At 70.8% G+C, this 19,337-nt stretch carries 13 protein-coding genes and 2 pseudogenes; 13 read left to right on the forward strand and 2 right to left on the reverse strand.

Going from position 1 to position 19,337, the window contains the following annotated elements:
* Positions 1-11: 11 nt before the first annotated feature.
* From JM949_RS36710 to JM949_RS09025, 5 genes and pseudogenes are all read left to right on the forward strand, one after another.
* Positions 12-374, forward strand: coding sequence for a hypothetical protein (locus JM949_RS36710; protein ID WP_238432838.1), 363 nt, complete (start codon positions 12-14; stop codon positions 372-374).
* Positions 371-1,495, forward strand: a complete 1,125-nt coding sequence (locus JM949_RS36715; protein ID WP_238432835.1) for a helix-turn-helix transcriptional regulator — start codon at positions 371-373, stop codon at positions 1,493-1,495. Before JM949_RS36710 ends, JM949_RS36715 begins: the two co-directional genes overlap by 4 nt.
* Before the next feature lie 46 nt (positions 1,496-1,541).
* Positions 1,542-2,690: an acyl-CoA dehydrogenase family protein gene (locus JM949_RS09015; RefSeq protein ID WP_203147967.1), complete on the forward strand. Its 1,149-nt coding sequence runs from the start codon at positions 1,542-1,544 to the stop codon at positions 2,688-2,690.
* A 17-nt stretch (positions 2,691-2,707) separates the two neighbouring features.
* Positions 2,708-3,173 (forward strand): annotated as a pseudogene (locus JM949_RS09020) (MaoC family dehydratase).
* 139 nt (positions 3,174-3,312) lie between these two features.
* Positions 3,313-4,533: an endonuclease/exonuclease/phosphatase family protein gene (locus JM949_RS09025; RefSeq protein ID WP_203147968.1), complete on the forward strand. Its 1,221-nt coding sequence runs from the start codon at positions 3,313-3,315 to the stop codon at positions 4,531-4,533.
* A 178-nt stretch (positions 4,534-4,711) separates the two neighbouring features.
* On the opposite strand, the gene JM949_RS09030 is transcribed toward JM949_RS09025, so the two are convergent.
* Together JM949_RS09030 and JM949_RS09035 are read right to left on the reverse strand one after the other, a co-directional pair.
* Positions 4,712-5,716, reverse strand: coding sequence for an acetylxylan esterase (locus tag JM949_RS09030; protein ID WP_203147969.1), 1,005 nt, complete (start codon positions 5,714-5,716; stop codon positions 4,712-4,714).
* 20 nt (positions 5,717-5,736) lie between these two features.
* The gene (locus JM949_RS09035; protein WP_203147970.1) at positions 5,737-6,774 is read right to left on the reverse strand and encodes a LacI family DNA-binding transcriptional regulator; all 1,038 of its coding nucleotides are present in this window, start codon (positions 6,772-6,774) and stop codon (positions 5,737-5,739) included.
* 332 nt (positions 6,775-7,106) lie between these two features.
* On the opposite strand from JM949_RS09035, the gene JM949_RS09040 reads away from it, so the two are divergent.
* The 8 genes and pseudogenes from JM949_RS09040 to JM949_RS09080 all read left to right on the forward strand — a co-directional run.
* Positions 7,107-9,455 carry a beta-xylosidase/alpha-l-arabinosidase gene (locus JM949_RS09040; RefSeq protein WP_238432827.1) on the forward strand — a complete coding sequence of 783 codons (2,349 nt, stop codon included), beginning with the start codon at positions 7,107-7,109 and terminating at the stop codon, positions 9,453-9,455.
* A gap of 117 nt (positions 9,456-9,572) precedes the next feature.
* On the forward strand, positions 9,573-10,454 hold the full coding sequence (locus JM949_RS09045; protein WP_238432828.1) for an ABC transporter permease: 882 nt from the start codon (positions 9,573-9,575) through the stop codon (positions 10,452-10,454).
* Complete coding sequence (locus JM949_RS09050) at positions 10,451-11,362, forward strand: carbohydrate ABC transporter permease (protein ID WP_309232079.1); 912 nt, start codon at positions 10,451-10,453, stop codon at positions 11,360-11,362. The genes JM949_RS09045 and JM949_RS09050 overlap by 4 nt, the downstream gene beginning before the upstream one ends.
* Positions 11,363-11,415: 53 nt before the next feature.
* Entirely contained in the window at positions 11,416-13,053 is a 1,638-nt protein-coding gene (locus tag JM949_RS09055; RefSeq protein WP_203147973.1) for an ABC transporter substrate-binding protein, read from the forward strand.
* Positions 13,054-13,127: 74 nt separating this feature from the next.
* Entirely contained in the window at positions 13,128-15,353 is a 2,226-nt protein-coding gene (locus JM949_RS09060) for a GH39 family glycosyl hydrolase (RefSeq protein ID WP_238432829.1), read from the forward strand.
* The gene (locus JM949_RS09070) at positions 15,350-15,994 is read left to right on the forward strand and encodes a beta-galactosidase trimerization domain-containing protein (protein ID WP_238432830.1); all 645 of its coding nucleotides are present in this window, start codon (positions 15,350-15,352) and stop codon (positions 15,992-15,994) included. The genes JM949_RS09060 and JM949_RS09070 overlap by 4 nt, the downstream gene beginning before the upstream one ends.
* On the forward strand, positions 15,991-18,129 hold the full coding sequence (locus JM949_RS09075) for an alpha-glucuronidase (RefSeq protein WP_203147975.1): 2,139 nt from the start codon (positions 15,991-15,993) through the stop codon (positions 18,127-18,129). The genes JM949_RS09070 and JM949_RS09075 overlap by 4 nt, the downstream gene beginning before the upstream one ends.
* Before the next feature lie 249 nt (positions 18,130-18,378).
* Positions 18,379-19,337, forward strand: a pseudogene (locus JM949_RS09080) (extracellular catalytic domain type 1 short-chain-length polyhydroxyalkanoate depolymerase); the annotation flags it as partial.

The raw sequence follows: 19,337 nt of genomic DNA on the forward strand, positions 1-19,337 counted from the left end.
GTCTTCGCGCGGTGTCCACCGACCCGATCGTCAGGGGCCGCGCCGACCTGCTGCGTGGCGAGGTGGAGCTGCGGTGCGGCACCGCGTCGAGTGCGACGGTCACGCTGCTGGGGTCCGCCACGGCGGTGGACCGCACCGACCGCGCGCTGGCCCTGGTCGGGCTGGTGCGAGCCGGCGAGGCCGTCTGCTTCGCCGGTGACCAGTACCGGTACGCCGAGGTGGGCCGCCGGGCGCTGGCGTTGCGAGGCCCGGGCGACCCGCCAGCCATGGAACTCATGAGCTGTCTGATCGCCGGGGTGGCGGCCACCCTGCGCGGCGACCACGAGCGAGCCGGGCCGCGCTGCGCCGCGCCGTGGTGTTGGGCGGCCGGTTGACCGGGTGGGCGCTGACTCCGACCACGCTCACCTGTGCCGCCGCGGCCGGCCTGCTGGTGGCGGTGGACGGCGCGGCGCACCGCCTCGCCGAGCGTGCGGTCGGGCTGGCCCGGGAGCGGGGCGAGTTGTCCATGCTGCCCCGGGCGTTGGAGCTGCGGGCGATCGCCGAGTACTGGTTGGGTCGGCACGAGGCGGCCGCGGAGACCTCCCGCGACGGGCTGCGCGTGGCGCGTGCCACGGGTCAGGTCAACTGTGCCAACGTCCACCTGGGCATGCTCGCGGTGCTCGCCGCGATCCGGGCCGACCGCGACACCAGCCTGCGGCGAGTCCGCGAGATCGGCGAGTCGCCCACGCCGGGCAGTCGACCGCACGCGCTCGCCGGCTGGGCGCTGGCGGTGCTCGACCTGGTCGACGGCCGACCCGCCGAGGCCGCGGACCGCCTGGCGTCACTGGCTCGGCTCGGCACCGGTCGAGGTCAGGTTCTCGTGCAGGTGATGGCCACCCCGTACCTGGTGGAGGCGGCGGCGCACCTGGCGCACCGACCGGCGGCGACGGCCGCGCTCGCGGTTTTCGACAGGTGGGCCAGCAGCACCGCGAGCCCGCTGCGCCGGGCCCTGTCCGCGCGGTGTCACGCACTGCTCGCACCCCGGGGCGGCGCCGACGCGGAGCGGGCTTTCCAGGCGGCTCTGCGGCTGCACCCGACGGAGGCCGGCATGTTCGAGCGGGCCCGCACCGAGCTGCTCTTCGGCCAGGAGTTGCGCCGCAGCCGACGCCCTCGCGACGCGCGTACGCACCTGCACCAGGCTCGTGAGATGTTCAGCCTGCTCGGCGTGGAGCGCTGGGCCGAGCAGGCCACCACGGAGCTGCGCGCGGCGGGTGAGTCGATCGGTCCGCCGGACCTGCCGGCGGCGCGGTTGCTGACCGGCCAGCAGCTGCGGATCGCCGAGCTGGTCGCCGAGGGAGCCACCAACCGGGAGATCGCCGCCCGGATGTTCCTCTCCACCCGCACTGTCGACCACCACCTGCGCAACGTGTTCCATCGGCTGGGCATCCGCTCGCGCACCGAACTGGCCCGCGCCTTCACCGCCGAACGGCACGTCGGTCTGGCCTCCGACCGCTGACCGTCCGGTCTGGACGCGGAAAACTATCACCGCTAGTTTAGGGGCCATGGACCTCACCCTCTCCGCCGAGCAGGCGGCGGTCCGCCAGCTGGCCGCCGAGTTCGCCGACCGGGAGCTGGTGCCGAACGCGGCCGCCTGGGATCGGTGTGAATCGGTCGATCCCGCCATCGTCGGCATGCTCGGTGAGCTGGGCTTCCTGGGGTTGACCATTGCCGAGGCCGACGGCGGTTCCGGTGGCGACCACCTCGCGTACTGCCTGGTCCTGGAGGAGCTCGGCCGGGGCGACTCCGCGGTGCGCGGCATCGTCTCGGTCTCCCTCGGCCTGGTCGCCAAGTCGATCGCCGCACACGGGAGCGCCGCGCAGCGGGCCGAGTGGCTGCCGCGACTCTGCGCCGGCAGCGCACTTGGCTGCTTCGCGCTGACCGAGCCCGACAGTGGCTCCGACGCCGCAGCGCTGCGGACCCGCGCGGTCCGCGACGGCACCGACTGGCTGCTCACCGGCGCGAAGACGTTCATCACCAACGGCACCACCGCCGACGTCGCGCTGGTCTTCGCCCGCACCGGCGACCCCGGGCACCGAGGGATCACCGCGTTCCTGGTCCCCACCGGCAGCGCCGGGCTGACCCGACGGGAGATCCACGGCAAGCTGGGCCTGCGCGGTCAGGCCACCGGCGAGCTGCGCTTCGACGAGGTACGCGTGCCCGACACCGCCCGCCTCGGCGCCGAGGGCGGCGGCTTCCGGCTGGCCCTGGCCACCCTGGCCAAGGGCCGGATGTCGGTGGCCGCCGGGTGCGTCGGCATCGCCCAGGGCTGCCTGGACGCGGCGGTCGGTTACGCCGGCCAACGGACCCAGTTCGGCAAGCCGATCGCCGGGCACCAGCTCGTCCAGCAACTGCTCGCCGCCATCGCGGTGGACACCGCCGCCGCCCGGCTGCTGGTGTGGCAGGTGGCCGATCTGATCGACCGCGACCAGCCGTTCGCCACCGAGGCGTCGATGGCCAAGCTCTTCGCCAGCGAGGCCGCCGTCCGCGCGGCCAACAACGCGGTCCAGGTGTTCGGTGGGTACGGGTACATCGACGAATATCCGGTCGGCAAGTACCTGCGGGACGCCCGGGTCGCCACGCTCTACGAGGGCACCAGCCAGATCCAGCAACTCCTGGTCGGACGTGCGCTCACCGGCGTCAACGCCTTCTAACCGTAGGGAGATCAGGCATGAGAGTCTTCACCTCGTTCGAGGAGTTGGCCGCCGCGACCGGCGAGAGCATCGGGCCCGGTCCGTGGCACCGCATCGAGCAGAGCCGGGTCGACCTCTTCGCCGACGCCACCGACGACCACCAGTGGATCCACCTCGACCCGGCCCGAGCCGCGGCGGGGCCGTTCGGCGGGACGATCGCCCACGGATACCTGACCCTGTCACTGCTGCCCGCGCTGGCCGGTCGGCTCTACCGGGTCGAGGGGGGTGGCGATGGGGGTCAACTACGGGCTGAACCGGGTGCGTTTCCCGGCGCCGGTCCGGGTTGGCGCCGCGGTACGCGCGACCGCCACGATCGCCGAGGTGTCGCCGGTGAGTGGCGGTGTCCAACTCGTCGCGGCGGTCACCGTGGAGAGCGACAGCGGCGGCAAGCCCGTCTGCGTGGCCGAGACCGTGAGCCGGCTCTACCAGGCCGCGGACTGGTGATCGCCTAGCTGCTGTGCGGGTGCGGCAAGGGGTGGCTCCGAACGATGCCGAACAAACCCGAACAGGGCGAACACGGTGACAGTGTCAATCGATGTGCTTCTCTTCGAGCGTCGTACTCCAGCTCGAGGAAGGAGACCTCATGCATCGGCTTCTCCGGCCCGCGGTGACCCTGGTGGTGATCCTGGCGGGTGCTCTCGTGGTGGCCGAACCGGCTGCCGCCGCCCTGCCCGCCACGGTCCGGGCCATGACCTGGAACATCTGCGGCGCCTCCGCTGCCGCCTGCGAGGGCAAGGGTTCCGCCAGTCAAAAGATCAACTCGATCGTGCAGCAGGTCCGGTCGGATCCCGGAATCGGCGTCATCATGATCCAGGAGACCTGTGCCCACCTGCACAGCAACCCGCTGGCCACGGCACTGACCAACGCGACCGGTGCGACCTGGCACGTCTCGCACCGTACCGCCCGCTCCATCTCCAGCGGCCAGGCGATCGAGTGCACCTTCGACGGCGCCGGACAGCGGGACGCGGGTGTCGCCGTGCTGATGCGCAGCCAGGCCGACGAACAGATCGAAACCTTCACCCAGACCTTCGCCAGCTCTCCCAACCCGAGCGCGAGCCAGGGTTGGGCCTGCATCAAGGATCGCGGCAACAAGATCGTCGCCTGCTCGGTGCACCTGCTGCGCCCCGAGGACGATCCGGATGACGCGATCAAACGCGCCTCGCTGCGGGACATGTTGTCCGAACTCAAGCAGTGGCAGGACTTCTACGGCTACCGCACCATCGTCGGCGGTGACTTCAACATCGACGACGGCGGGGCCGCGCTGGACCCAATCCAGGCGTTCGCCCACGAGGTGGACGAGGACGACAACTGCAACACCACCGGCCTGTCCTGTGGTCTCCTCGGCAACAAGTACGACCACATCTTCTACGGCCGGCGGGCCTGGCTTCAGTCGACCGGAGACGCCGGTTCCGACGGCGGCGGGCTCAGCGACCACCGGCGGCTGATCGGCCAGGCCGCGCCGCGCAACCAGAACGAGGTGAACGCGGCCGTGGCCGGCACGCCACCGAGCGGTCTGCCCTGCGTCTCCAACACCTACGTCACGGTCTGTTGGGAGAACTCCGGAGACCGCATCTGGGTTCGCGATGACGAGTCCGACGGTAAGCGGGCGGTGGCCGAGTGGTTCGCCGGTGCGAACCGGAGCGACTACTGGCGCAACGGCATCTGCAACAACTCGCTCGGCTCCGGCGTCTGGGGGCAGTGCAACAAGGACATGGTGGAAGGCTCCGAGATAGGGCTGCGGGGCACCCGGCTCAACGGCGGCGCCTTCACCGACTCGACAAGCATGCTCTACACCATCGTCTGACCGACACCCCACCGGAACCGGCCGCCCCGAACCACCGAGGGCGGCCGGTTCCGACCCGGCCCGGGCAGGTGCGAGGTGGGTGCGCTCAGGCGAGCGCGCAGGCGGTGCCGTTGAGGGTGCACGGGGACGGTCGAACTGTGGATCCGCCCGGGTCGATGGTGCGGGTGGGCTGCGGGCTTCACCGCCCGGCGCGGGCGGGGTGCAGCACCGAGTCCAGCCAGCGCAGCTGCCGCCGGACGTGGACCGCTTCGCCGCCCTCGTGACCGTTGAACGGGTAGACGTGCATCTCCCGCTCCGGCGGAACCGGCCGCCCGTTCGCGGCGCCGTAGTGGTTGTAGGCGGCGAAGGCGGTTCGCGGCGGGCAGACGGTGTCACGTCGGCCGACTCCGAACTGCGCCGGTGCCGTGGCCCGGCGGGCGAAGCTCACCGCCTCGACATAGGACAGGGTGCGCCACACCGCCTCCTCGGCCTGCCGGTGCACCGCCAGGTACCGGGCGATCTCGCCGTACGGCGCGGGTTCGGTGGACTGGACGGCCCGGCGCATGTCGCAGAGGAACGGGGCGGTGCTCAACACCGCGCTGAGGTCGTCGACCAGACCGGCGACGGCCAGGGCGATGCCGCCGCCCTGGCTGTTGCCGACCACGCTGATCCGGTCAGCCGCGACCCCCGGCAGCGCGCGGGCCGCCTCGACCGCCCGGACCGCGTCGGTGATCAGCCGGCGGTAGTGGTAGTTGCGCGGGTCGAGGATCCCCCAGGTGACCGGCCAGGGCCCGCCGGGCGCGCCGTGTGGGTCGGGAGTGTCCCCGGCGCCGTACTGCCCCGCCTGGCCCCGGTTGTCCATCAGCAGGTGCGCGTACCCGGCCACCGGCCAGGTCAGCCGCTCGTGGGGCAACCCCCGGCCACGGCCGTAGCCGGCGTACTCGACCACCGCCGGCAGCGGCTCACGCACTCCGGCCGGACGGGTGTACCAGGCCCGGACCGGTTCACCGCCAAAGCCGGCGAACGTGACGTCCCACGAGTCGAGCAGCCGCAGGTCGGTGGGCTCCGGACGGACATCGGCGAGCACCGGCACGGCGCTCGCCTCGGCGAGCGTGTCCCGCCAGAACTCGTCGAAGTCGTCGGGCTCGTCGACCTCGGGCGCGTACCGATGGAGTTCGTCGACGGTGCTGGTGAAGTGGGGCACGGGTCCTCGCAGGGGCCGGGTCAGTGCGGGTTGGCGGGGGGTGCGGTGCTCTCCCGGACGACCAGCTCGGTGACCAGGTCGATCCGGCTGGTCGCTGGCGCGTTGCCCCTGGTCAGGTCGAGCAGCATCTGGGTGGCGATGCCAGCCATGTCGCGCAGCGGCTGGTTGATCGTGGTGAGGGCCGGGTCGGTCCACGCCGAGACCGGCAGGTTGTCGTACCCGATCACCGAGAGGTCCTCGGGCACTCGCAGGCCGCACTGGCGGGCGGCCCGGAGCACCCCCATGGCCTGGATGTCCGAACCGGCGAAGATCGCCGTGGGCCGGTCCGGTCGGCTCAGCAGTTGCAGGGCGTGGGCGTGTCCGGTGCCCGCGGCGAAACTGCCGTAGCGGACCAGCTCGCGGTCGACAGCGATTCCGGCCTCCTCGTGGGCGGACTGGAAGCCGGCGGCCCGGGCGCGGCTGCACAGCACATCGGGTGGACCGGAGATGACGGCGATCCGCCGGTGCCCCAGCTCCAGCAGGTGCCGTGCGGCGAGCAGGCCGCCGTTCCAGTTGTTCGAACCGACAGTCGGTACGGAGGCCGAGGTCGCGCTGTCGGTGTCGACGACGACGAACGGGATGCCCTGGCGTCGCAGGTGCTGCTGTTGGGCCTCGGCCAGGTGGGAGAGGACGAAGACCACCCCCAACGGACGGTCGGCGATCAACGCCTCCAGCCAACGGGTCGGCGGGCGGTGCGCGCCGTCGAGTTGGGCGACCGACAAGCCGATGCCGGCCGCGCTGGTCACCGCCTCGACGCCGCGCAGGATCTCCATCGCCCACCCGGTGTCGAACTCGTGGAACACCAGGTCGATCCGTCCGCCGACGGTCGACGGTCGGCGGGCGCGGCGCTGGTACTGGTGGCGGTCGAGGCTCGCCTCCACCCGGGCTCTGGTGCCGGGAGCGACGTCGCCACGGCCGTTGAGGACTTTGGACACCGTCGCGACCGAGACGCCGACCTCGTTGGCGATGGTCGCGATGGTGGTCGAGGCGGGTGGGGCGAGCGGGTGGTGCTCTGTCATCGCGGCCTCATACAACATCCGAAAGTTTCGGCAGACCTTAACACGATCGGACATCCACGCCAGTCGGTCCGGCAACCGGTCCGGCCGGTGCCAGCCCGATCCGCGCCGACGTTGGCGACGAGTGGCGACGATGGAGTCACCGGGTGCTGGGACCTACCCCTTCGTGGTCCGACTGAGACCCTTGACACACATCGATGCGCCACTTAGGTTGCCGAAAAGGTTGCGTAGGTTTCCGGAAAGTTTCGGATCGTGAGAAACGTCCGCCACGGAGCTGGTTCCACCAGGGCACGGGGATGTGGCCGGAGCTAAGGGGTCATGGCATGGGAAGTCAGTTGCCCGCAGACAGCGACACCGCGCCCTGGCGCGATCAGCGGCTGTCGCCGACCGAGCGGGCCGAGGCGCTCCTGCCGTTGATGTCGATCGAAGAGAAGATCGCCCAGCTCGTCGGGGTCTGGGTCGGCGCCGAGGCCACCGGCGAGGGGGTGGCACCGCACCAGACCGACATGATCAAAGAGCCGCCACAGTGGAGCCGCGCCATCCAGCACGGGTTGGGCCAGCTCACCCGCCCGTTCGGCACCGCGCCGGTCGACCCGGTGCTCGGCGCGCGGTCGCTGGCGGCCTCGCAGGCGCAGATCGTGGCCGCCAGCCGGTTCGGCATCCCGGCCCAGGTGCACGAGGAGTGCCTGACCGGGTTCGCGGCGTGGCGGGCCACCGTCTACCCGACCCCGCTCAGCTGGGGCGCGGCCTTCGACCCCGAACTGGTCGAGGCGATGGCGGACCGGATCGGGCGTTCGATGCGCGCCGCCGGTGTGCACCAGGGGCTCGCCCCCGTCCTGGACGTCACCCGCGACTACCGGTGGGGGCGCACCGAGGAGACCATCGGTGAGGATCCCTACCTGGTGGGGACGACCGGCGCCGCGTACGTGCGCGGCCTGGAACGGGCCGGCGTGGTGGCCACGCTGAAGCACTTCGCCGGCTACTCGGCCTCCCGGGGCGGGCGCAACCTCGCGCCGGTGCCGATGGGCCACCGGGAGTTGACCGACGTCATCCTGCCGCCGTTCGAGATGGCGCTGCGCCACGGTGGCGCCCGATCGGTGATGAATTCCTACGCCGAGATCGACGGTCTGCCCGTCGCCGCCGACCGCGGGTTGCTGACCGGGTTGCTGCGCGACGAGTGGGGCTTCACCGGCACGGTGGTGGCCGACTACTTCTCCGTTCGCTTCCTGCAGACCCTGCACGGCGTCGCCGAAGGGCCGGCCGACGCGGCCCGGCTCGCCCTGCACGCCGGGATCGACGTCGAGTTGCCCACTGTGGACGCGTTCGGCGCCCCGCTGGTGGACGCGGTGCGCCGCGGTGAGGTCGACGAGGCGCTGATCGACTGCGCGCTGCGCCGGGTGCTGGTCCAGAAGATCGAGCTGGGCCTGCTCGACGAGGGCTGGCGGGAGCTGCCCGACGACGTGGCGTCGCTACGCTTCGACGACGAGGCCAGCCAGGACATCGCCGTACGCCTGGCCCGGGAGTCCGTTGTGCTGCTGCGCAACACCGGAGTCCTGCCACTGCCCACCGGCGGCCGGGTCGCCCTGGTCGGTCCGGTCGCCGACGACCCGATGGCGATGCTCGGCTGCTACTCCTTCCCCAACCACGTCGGCGTCAACCACGACGTCCCCGTCGGGGTGGACATCCCCTCGCTGCGCGACGAGTTGGCCCGACACGTTCCGACGCTCGTTCACGAGCAGGGCTGCGCCATCACCGGCGAGGACACCTCGGGCATCCCGGCCGCGGTGGCCGCCGCCGCCGACGCCGACGTGTGCGTGCTCGCCGTCGGCGACCGGGCGGGCATGTTCGGCCGGGGCACCTCCGGCGAGGGCTGCGACGCGGCCGACCTGCGGTTGCCCGGCGTGCAGGCCGACCTCGTCCGGGCCGTGCTGGCCACCGGCACCCCGGTGGTCCTGGTGCTGATGACCGGGCGCCCGTACGCGCTCGGCCCGGAGTTCGACAGCGCGGCGGCCGTGGTGCAGGCGTTCTTCCTCGGCCAACTCGGTGGGCAGGCGCTCGCCGAGGTGCTCACCGGCGTGGTCAACCCCTCCGGGCGGCTGCCGGTAAGCGTCCCCCGGGACGCCGGCGGGCTGCCGAGCACCTACCTGGCCCCGCCGCTCGGGCAGCGCAACAAGGTCTCCTCGGTCGACCCGACCCCGGCCTACCCGTTCGGCCACGGGCTGAGCTACACCACCTTCGAGTGGTCCGACGCCGAGGTGGTGGACGCGGCGGACGCGCCGGCGACCTGGCCGGTCGACGGCGAGGTGCGGGTGCGGATCACCGTCACCAACACCGGTGACCGGGCCGGCACCGAGGTCGTGCAGCTCTACCTGCACGACCCGGTCGCGCAGACCACCCGCCCGGTGGTCCGGCTGGTCGGCTACACCCGACTGCCGCTGGCGGCCGGCGAGGCGGCGCAGGTGACCTTCGGCGTACCGGCCGACGTGGCGTCCTTCACCGGCCGGTCCGGCCAGCGGATCGTCGAGCCCGGCGCGGTCGAGCTGCGGTTCGGCCGGTCCAGCGGCGAGCAGGCGGCGGCAGTGCCGCTGCGACTGGTCGGGGCCGAGCGCCAGGTCGGCCACCAGCGGGAACTGCTCACCTCGGTGCGGGTCGAACCCCTCGTGGCCGTTCCCCAGTCGGCATAGGAGGCCGAGGATGACATCCACCTTGCGGCCACCACCGCCGGCGCGCCACGTCCTCCGGCGGAGGCCCGCAGCCCCGCCCCGCGCTCGCCGCGCCGGCGCCGGAGTTGGCGGCAGGCGTTGCGTCGGGACTGGCAGCTCTACTCGCTCGCCATCCTGCCGCTGCTGTTCTTCCTGGTCTTCCGGTACCTGCCGATGATCGGGAACGTCATCGCCTTCCGCCGGTTCAGGCCGGGCGGCAGCATCTTCGGTGAGTACTGGGTCGGGCTGCGGTATTTTCGGATGTTCTTCACCGACCCGACGTTCTGGGAGGTGTTCACCAACACCCTGGTGCTCGGGACGTTGACACTGCTGTTCTGTTTCCCGTTGCCGATCGTGCTGGCGCTGTTGCTCAACGAGGTGCGGGCCCGCCGCTTCAAGCGGTTCGTCCAGTCCGTCTCCTACCTGCCGCACTTCCTGTCGATCGTGATCGTGGCGGCGATGGTCATGCAGTTCACCTCGATCGACGGCACCGCCAACCAACTCGTCCGGCTGGTGGGCGGTGAACCGGTGGCCTTCCTGCAACAGGCGGAGTGGTTCCGCACCATCTACGTCTCCTCCGAGGTCTGGCAGACCGTCGGCTGGGGGACCATCCTCTACCTGGCCGCCCTGACCACCATCGACGAGGACCTGTACGAGGCGGCCCGGATCGACGGCGCGAGCCGGCTGCGGCAGACCTGGCACGTCACGTTGCCCGGTATCCGGCCCACGATGGTGACGCTGCTGATCCTCAACATCGGCAGCTTCCTGGCGGTCGGGTTCGAGAAGATCCTGCTGCTCTACAACCCGCTGACCTACCCGACCGCGGACGTGGTCTCCACCTATCTGTTCCGAATGGGCTTCCAGTCCAGCAACTTCAGCTACGCGGCCGCCATCGGCCTCTTCGAGGCGGTGATCGGGCTGGTCCTGGTCCTGTCGGCGAACCTCATCTCCCGGCGCACGGTGGGGACGAGCCTGTGGTGATTCTCGGCACGAGACGCGACGCCCCGAAGACCCGCGGACCGGAGGACAGTCGGGGCTATCGGATCTTCCGGGTCGTCAACACGATCGTCCTGATCGGCGTCGTGGTCGTGACGTTGTACCCGTTCCTGAACATCGTGGCCCGCTCGCTGAGCGAAGAGGCGTACATCATCGCCGGGAAGGTGAGCATCGTTCCACGCGGCTTCGACCTGACCGCGTACAAGCTGGTGACGTCCGACTCGATGTTCTGGACGAACTACCGCAACACCGTGGTGTACACGGTGGTCGCCACGCTCATCTCGATCGTGCTGACCACGTGTTACGCGTACGTGCTGTCGAAGCTGCGGCTCAAGGGGCGTGGTTTCCTGATCGGTGTCGCGCTGTTCACCATGTTCTTCTCCGGTGGCCTGATCCCCAACTACGTGCTGGTCACCAGCCTGGGGATGAAGAACACCATCTGGGCCGTGGTGATCCCGAACGCGATCAGCGTGTTCAACCTGCTGGTCATGAAGGCGTTCTTCGAGAGCCTGCCGAGCGAGTTGGAGGAGGCCGCGGCGGTCGACGGGCTGAACACGTACGGCATCCTGCTGCGGATCGTGCTGCCGCTGTCCAAGGCGATCATCGCCACGATGGTGCTCTTCTACGCGGTCAGCTTCTGGAACTCGTGGTTCACCGCGTTCCTCTACATCGACCGGCAGGACCTGCTGCCGGTCACCGTGTACCTGCGCAACCTGATCGCGGGTGCCACCAGCGCCGAGTCGTCCGGCGCCGCCGACGCCGACAAGATCCAGGCGGCGGCCACCCTCCAGGCCGTGACGATCGTGCTCACCACCCTGCCCATCCTGGCGGTCTACCCCTTCGTCCAGCGGTACTTCGTCCGCGGCGTGATGCTCGGAGCGGTCAAGGGGTGATCGCCCGACCCGCACCATCCCCCCACTCCGAATTCCCACCGAAAGGACGAGCCATGCTCCACAAGACGTGGCGCCGGGTGGCGATAGCCACCGCGGGTCTGCTCGCGCTCACAGTCACCACCGCCTGTTCCGACGACCCGGGTGAGTCGACGGACCTCGCCGAGAACCGGGTCGGCGCGATGGCCAACTACGGCGTCGGCGACCAGTTCAAGGCCACCGAGGCGCTCTCCTTCTCCACGCTCTACAACAACCACACGTTCTACCCGCTGAAGGAGGACTGGCTCTTCTGGTCTGAGCTGACCAAGCGGACGAACGTCAAGATCGAGCCGGTCGCGGTGCCGCTGAGCGACTACGAGCAGAAGCGCAGCCTGCTGATCGGCGCCGGGGACGCTCCGCTGATCATTCCGAAGACGTACCACCCGCAGGAGGACGCCTTCGTCTCCTCCGGGGCGATCCTCCCGGTGAGCGACTACCTGGATCTGATGCCCAACCTCAAGGACAAGATCGCCAAGTGGAACCTCAAGCCGGAGATCGACAACCTGCGGCAGGCCGACGGTAAGTTCTACCTGCTGCCCGGCCTGCACGAGAAGCCCACCCAGGACTACACGGTGCTGGTGCGCACCGACATCATGCAGGAGCTGAACCTGCCGACCCCGAAGACCTGGGACGACCTGTACGCGGTGCTCAAGGCCATGAAGGCGAAGTACCCGAACATCTACCCGTACTCCGACCTGTTCAGCAAGCCGAACCCGACCGGCGCCCTGCTGAACCTCCTCGGCTCGGCCCACGGCACCTACGCGGGCTGGGACTACCAGCACGCCACCTGGGACCCGGCCGCGAAGAAGTACACCTACACCGGCTCGTCCGAGCAGTACAAGCAGATGGTCACGTTCCTGCACAAGCTCGTCGCCGAGGGCCTGCTCGACCCGGAGAGCTTCACCCAGACCGACGACCAGGCGCGCCAGAAGCTCGCCAACGGCAAGTCCTTCGTGGTCACCGGCAACGCGCAGACGCTTGTCAACAACCACCGGCCCGACCTGGCCAAGACCCTGCCGAACGCCAAGATGGCCAAGATCCCGCTGCCGGTCGGCCCGGCCGGTGAGATCAACCCGTTCCCCCGGCTGGAGAACGGCATCATGATCTCCACGAAGGCCCGGGAGAGCAAGAACTTCGTGGCCATGATGCAGTTCATCGACTGGTTGTGGTATTCGGACGCAGGCCTTGAGTTCGCCCGCTGGGGCATCGAGGGCACCACCTTCACCAAGGACGCCTCCGGCAAACGGTCGCTCGTTCCGGGGGTGGACTTCCTCGGCCTCCACCCGACGGCGCCCAAGCACCTGCAGAAGGACTTCGGCTTCCAGAACGGCGTCTTCGCCTACGGCGGCAGCCCCGACCTGGTCCGCGGGTTCTTCTCCCCGGAGGAGCTGGAGTTCCAGAAGGTGATGGACGCCCGCAAGCCGAGGGAGGTGCCCCCGCCGCGCCCGTTCACCGACGAGGAGCGCGAGCAGGTGTCGCTCTGGGAGACCCCGCTGAAGGACTTCGTCACCCAGAACACGCTGAAGTTCGCTCTCGGCCAGCGACCCCTCACCGAGTGGGACGCCTACGTGGCGGAGCTGAAGGCCAAGAACTCCGAGCAGTACATCGACGTGGTCAACAAGGCGTACGAGCGGTTCCAGAAGAAGAACGGCTGAGTAGCGGGGGAGTCCGGTCGGGCGGTCCAGCGCGGCCCGACCGGGCACCCCGGCAGGACGACCAGAGGACAGCGATGCGGATCAGCGTTCCCGACCGGCCCACCGGCCGCCTCACCGACGCCTGGCGGCGCTGCGTCGGCACCGGCCGGTTGGAGCTGGCGTTGCGTCGCGACTACCAGGACTCGCTCGCCCTCATCCAACGCGACATCGGGTTCCACCACATCCGCGGCCATGGGCTGCTCAGCGACGGCGTCGGCGTGCACCGCCCGTACGACTACCAGGGCGAGCGCCGGGTGCAGCACTCGTTCAGCTACCTGGACCAGATCGTCGACGCCTACCTTGAGCTGGGCATCCGCCCCTTCGTCGAGCTGGGGTTCATGCCCTCGGGCCTGGCCTCCGGCGACCAGACCGTGTTCTGGTGGCAGGGCAACGTGACGCCACCCGAGTCCTTTCCGGAATGGGCGGACCTGGTTCGCGCCACTGTCGCCCACCTGGTCGACCGCTACGGCGTCGACGAGGTCCGGGGCTGGCCGATCGAGGTGTGGAACGAGCCGAACCTGGCGCCGTTCTGGCCGGGGGCCGACCGCGACGCGTACCACCGGCTGTACGAGGTGAGCGCGCACGCGGTCAAGGAGGTCGACGCGTCCCTGCTGGTCGGCGGCCCGGCGATCTCCCCGGGGGCGGACGACTGGCTGCTGCCCTTCGCGACGTTCGTCACCGACCGACAGGTGCCCGTCGACTTCGTCAGCCGGCACGCGTACACCTCCGGGCCGGCCCAGCACGTGCCGTTCGGCACCCACCAGACCCTCGCCCCGGCGGCGGACCTGCTCACCCAGTTCGCCGCACCGCGCCGGCACCTGGCCGGCACCGCGCTGGCCGACCTGCCGGTGCACGTCACCGAGTTCAACTCCTCCTACCGGCCGGACAACCCGATCCACGACACCGCGTTCCACGCCGCCTACCTCGCACCCGTGCTGGCCGGCGGCGGCGACCTGGTCGACTCGTTCTCGTACTGGACGTTCAGCGACATGTTCGAGGAGGGGGGGATCCCGACCGCCCTGTTCCACGGCGGGTTCGGCCTGCTCACCCACCGCCAGATCAAGAAACCCACCTACCACCTGTACGCCTTCATGGCACGCCTCGGCGACGAGGTGCTGGCGCGCGGCGACGACCACCTGGTCACCCGCCACCCCGACGGCCGGATAGCGGTACTGGCCTGGGCGCCGGTGGACGTCACCGGGTTGGCGCCGCCGCCGGAGCGACACCCGCTGGCCCTGTCGATCCCACTCGGCGCGCCGCCACCACGTCGGCGTTCCTGCTCCGCTCGTCGGTCGGCGAGGAGGCCGGCAACGCCTGGGCGGCCTGGGGTGAGATGGGCCGTCCCCGGTCACCCCGCGCCGCCAGCTCGACGCGCTGCGGGAGGCCGCCGAGCCGGCCCGGACTCACGGTGCCCTGCCGGTCACCGCCGGCCGGGTGGACGTGGACGTCACCCTCAATCGGCACGAGGTCACAGTGCTGGAGCTGAGCCCGGTGGTGGACGAGACGCCGCCGTGGTGGGACGCCGGCCGCCTGCTCGGGCTGCCAACCGGGGCGGACCGGAAGGAGCGACAGTGAGCGGCGGCACCCAGACCTGGCGGCAGTTCGGCGACGGGCCACTGTCGCGGATCACCGCCCGGGTGCACATCCTGCTCGTGGTCGAGCTGCTGCTCCTGCTCAGTACCCTGCCCGGCCTGCTCCCGGTGCTGTTGTTGAGCCGAGACCCCAGCAACCTGCCAGTGGTCGCGCTCTTCCTGGTGCCGGTCGGCCCGGCGGTCTCCGCCGCCCTGTACGCCCTGCGCCACCAACGTCCCGACGTGACCGACCTGCGGCCCGCCCGCTGGTTCTGGCGCGGCTACCGGGCGAACGCGGTCGGCGTCCTGCGCGTCTGGGTGCCGACGCTGCTGTGGCTGACCGTGCTCGCGGTCAACCTCGCCCACCTGGACGCGGTCGGCCTGCCGGGCTGGTGGGTGGTGCCGCTGGTGCTGATCGCCGCGGGGGTGACGCTCTGCGCGGCCAACGCCCTGGTGATCACCTCGCTGTTCGACTTCCGCACCCGGGACGTGCTCCGGCTGGCCGTGCACTTCCTCGTGCGTACCCCCGGTGTCACCGTCGGCAACGCCCTGCTGCTGGCCGCGGCGGCCGCGATCACCGCGGTCTCCTCCGAGGCGGTGCTGGCGTTGTTCGCCTCGATCGCGGTCCTGGCGTTCCTGCGGATCAGCGACCCGATGATCCACCTGATCCGGAAGGAGTTCACCGCATGAGCCTTCCCCTCACCGACGCCGCCCGGATCGACCTGGTCACCCTCGGCGTGTTCGACTGGGCGCTGACCCAGCCCGCCGAGGACGTGTACGACTTCACGCTGCTGGTGATGGACGTGCCGGGTCCGCTCGGGCAGCTGATGGGTGTCCGGGTCGACGAGTGGGACGCGCGCGGCCCGGAGGTGGTCAATCCGGTCCGCCTGGGCGACGGCCCGGATCGGGTCGAGGTCGAGGCGCGGCTGCTGTTCGAGGTGGTGATCCCGCAGGGCGCGGAGGTGATCGGCACCTACCGGGCCGACTTCTACGCGGGCACCCCGGCGGTGACCCGCAACGGCTTCGGCGCCGGCGACGGCTGGTACGTGGCCGCCGGCCTCGACCAGGCCGGCGTGTCCTGGGTGGTCCGGCAGGTGCTCGCCCGGCACGACGTGCTCGGGCCCTGTCCGGACGTGTCGGACCTGGAGTCCGCCGTCCGGGTCGCACCGGACGGCTCCCGGCTGCTGTTCCTGCTCAACCACCGCGCCGAGCCGGTCCAGGTGGTCGCCCGGACCGCTGGCGTGGACCTGCTCACCGGTGACCGATTCGCGACCGGCGCCCAGCTGCGGCTGCCGGCGTACGGCGTTGTGGTGTTGCGGGAGGACCGATGAACGCCGAAGAGTCGATGGAGCTGGACCGACTGCTCTTCGTCGAGGAACCGTCGGAACCCGACGAGCCGCGCGTACACGCCGCCTGGCTGCCGCCGGAGGCGTTCCGGGCGCTCGGCGCGCGCCGCGTCCTCATCCACGGTGACGGGTTGCTCGTCGACACCGTCCTGGACGAGGTGTCGCGTGCCTGCGCGCGCTACGGCGGGCGGGTGTGGCACTCCCCGTCCTGGGACGTCGACGTCGACCTGGTGTTCGCCCTGCGCGGGGCCGACGAGCTGCCCAGCCTGTCGGTGCGGGCGGCCCGGGCGGCGGGGGAGGCGGCGCTGGCCGAGACCGGCGACGGCGCGCCCCTGGGCGACGAGGGGTTCCTGTTGGCGCGCGACGGCGACGTGACGGTGGTGCTGGCCGACGCGCCCGCCGGCCTGCTGTACGGGCTCTTCCACGTGGTGCGGCTCTGCGCGGCGGCCTTCGATCCGGCCCGTCCGGCGGAGCGGCACCGACCGGCGTTGCGGCGGCGGATGCTGAACCACTGGGACAACGTGGCCGTGCACCCGGTGATGGGCCAGGTGGAGCGGGGGTACGCGGGTGGCTCGATCTTCTGGCAGGAGGGCCGTCCACGCGGCGACCGGGCCCGGTTGCGGGAGTACGCTCGGCTGCTGGCCTGCACCGGCGTCAACGCGGTCTCGGTGAACAACGTCAACGTGGGCCGTACCGAGGCGCTGCTGCTCACCGACCGGCTCGGGGACGTCGCCGAGATCGCGGACGTGCTGCGCCCGTACGGCATCCGGGTGCACCTGTCGGTCAGCTTCGCCGCGCCGATGATCCTCGGCGGTCTGCCCACCGCCGACCCGCTGGACGACGCCGTGCGGGCCTGGTGGGCCGCGACCACCCGGCGGGTGTACGAGCGCATCCCGGACTTCGGCGGCTACCTGGTGAAGGCCGACTCGGAGGGGCAACCCGGCCCGTTCAGCTACGGGCGGGACCACGCCGACGGGGCGAACCTCCTCGCCGAGGCGCTCGCCCCGCACGGGGGAGTGGTGCACTGGCGGGCGTTCGTCTACAACCACCACCAGGACTGGCGGGACCGGTCCACCGACCGGGCGCGGGCCGCCTACGACCACTTCGCCCCGCTCGACGGACGCTTCCGCACCAACGTGGTGCTCCAGGTGAAGTACGGCCCGGTGGACTTCCAGACCCGCGAGCCGGTCTCACCGGTGCTCGCCGCGATGCCGGCCACCCGGCTGGCGGTGGAGTTGCAGGTCACCCAGGAGTACACCGGCCAGCAGCGGCACGTCTGCCACCTCGGCCCGTGGTGGAGCGAGGTGCTGCGCTTCGCGCCCTGGGGGCCGGGCGGACGGACGATCGCCGACGTGGTCACCGGCGAGGCGGCGGCGGGCGGGGGTCTCGTCGCGGTCGCCAACGTCGGCGACGACCGCTTCTGGACCGGGCATCCGTTGGCGCAGGCCAACCTGTACACGTTCGGTCGGCTCGCCTGGGATCCCCGCCGGGACCCGGCGGAGGTCCTCGACGAGTGGATCACGCTGACCTTCCCGCCGTCGGCGACCGCCGATCCGGACCTGGTCCGGCAGACGCTGCACGAGATCATGGACGATTCGTGGCGCAGCTACGAGCGCTACACCGCCCCGCTGGGCGTCGGCTTCATGGTCAATCCCGGTGACCACTACGGGCCCGGCGTCGACGGGTACGAGTACACCCGCTGGGGCACCTACCACTTCGCCGACCGTGACGGCGTCGGCGTGGACCGCAGTCGCGCGTCGGGCACCGGCTTCGCCGCCCAGTACCCGCCGTACTGGGCGAAGGTCTACGAGTCACCCGAGAGCTGCCCGGACGAGCTGCTGCTCTTCTTCCACCACGTGCCGTACGGGCACGTGTTGCACAGCGGGTCGACAGTCATCCAGCACATCTACGACACCCACTTCGCCGGTGTCGAGGAGGTGGTCGCGATGCGACGGAGGTGGCAGACGTTGAACGGGATGATCGACCCGAGCGTGTACGAGCGGGTCGCGGAACGCCTCGACGAGCAGGTGCGGTGTGCCACCGAGTGGCGCGACCAGGTCAACACGTACTTCTTGCGCAAGTCAGGGGTGCCGGACGAGCGCGGGCGCGAGATCCACTGATCGCCGACACGTTCCGGGAAGGTTCCGATAATATCTCGGCACCTACCGGCCCCGATCACGTTCGCTGATGGTGGGTGATGTGCAGGTCGTCGCCAGAACCGTGGCGCCGAAAGGCTTCCGGAAGTCTTGACAATCGAGCGCGCTCGATTGAAGCTGACATGGTCACGCGAGCCGCGGTCAAGGTCGGGCGAAGGGCAGTCCTCGACTTGAGTCCCCTTCCACGCGCCTTTTTCGCAAGGGATCGCGACGATGACACTGAAGACACGAGTGCTTGGCGTCGTCATGGCGGCGGTGGCAGTGGCCGCTGCGGCGTTGACGGTCGCCACGCCGGCGTCGGCGGCGACGCTCACCCAGGTGACCAACTTCGGCAACAACCCGACAAACCTACAGATGCACCTGTACGTGCCGGACCGGGTGGCGACCCGACCGGCGATCCTGCTGGCGATGCACTACTGCACCGGCACGGGCCCGGCGTTCCACTCGGGCACGCAGTACGCGTCGCTCGCGGACCGCTACGGGTTCATCGTGATCTACCCGTCGGCCACCCGCAGCAGCAAGTGCTGGGACGTCTACTCGCCGCAGGCGCTGCGCCGTGGCGGCGGCAGCGACCCGGTCGGGCTGATGTCGATGGTCGACTACGTGAAGCAGCGCTACTCCGCCGACCCCGCCCGGATCTTCGCCACCGGCACCTCGTCGGGCGCGATGATGACCAACGTCATGCTGGGTGACTACCCGGACGTGTTCGCGGCGGGCGCCTCGTTCGCCGGGGTGCCGTTCGCCTGTTTCGCCACCGGTGGCACCTCGGAGTGGAACAGCCAGTGCGCTAACGGGCAACTCACCCGGACCGCCCAGCAGTGGGGCGACCTGGTCCGCGAGGCGTATCCCGGCTACACCGGTCAGCGGCCACGGATGCAGATCTGGCACGGCACCAACGACGAGACGCTGCGTTACCCGAATTTCGGCGAGCAGGTCAAGCAGTGGACGAACGTGCACGGGCTGAGCCAGACCCCGACGTACACCGACACCCCGCAGTCCGGCTACACCCGTACCCGCTACGGCGGCCGCGGCCCGATGGCCCCGGTCGAGGCGATCAGCATGCAGGGTGTCACGCACAACCTGCCGGTCGACGCCGCGCAGGCGATCCGCTTCTTCGGGCTGGACGGACCACCCCGCCGCCGACCACCCCGCCGCCGACCACCCCACCCCCG

The sequence above is a fragment of the Micromonospora tarensis genome (assembly GCF_016803395.1).
Classification (GTDB): domain Bacteria; phylum Actinomycetota; class Actinomycetes; order Mycobacteriales; family Micromonosporaceae; genus Micromonospora; species Micromonospora tarensis.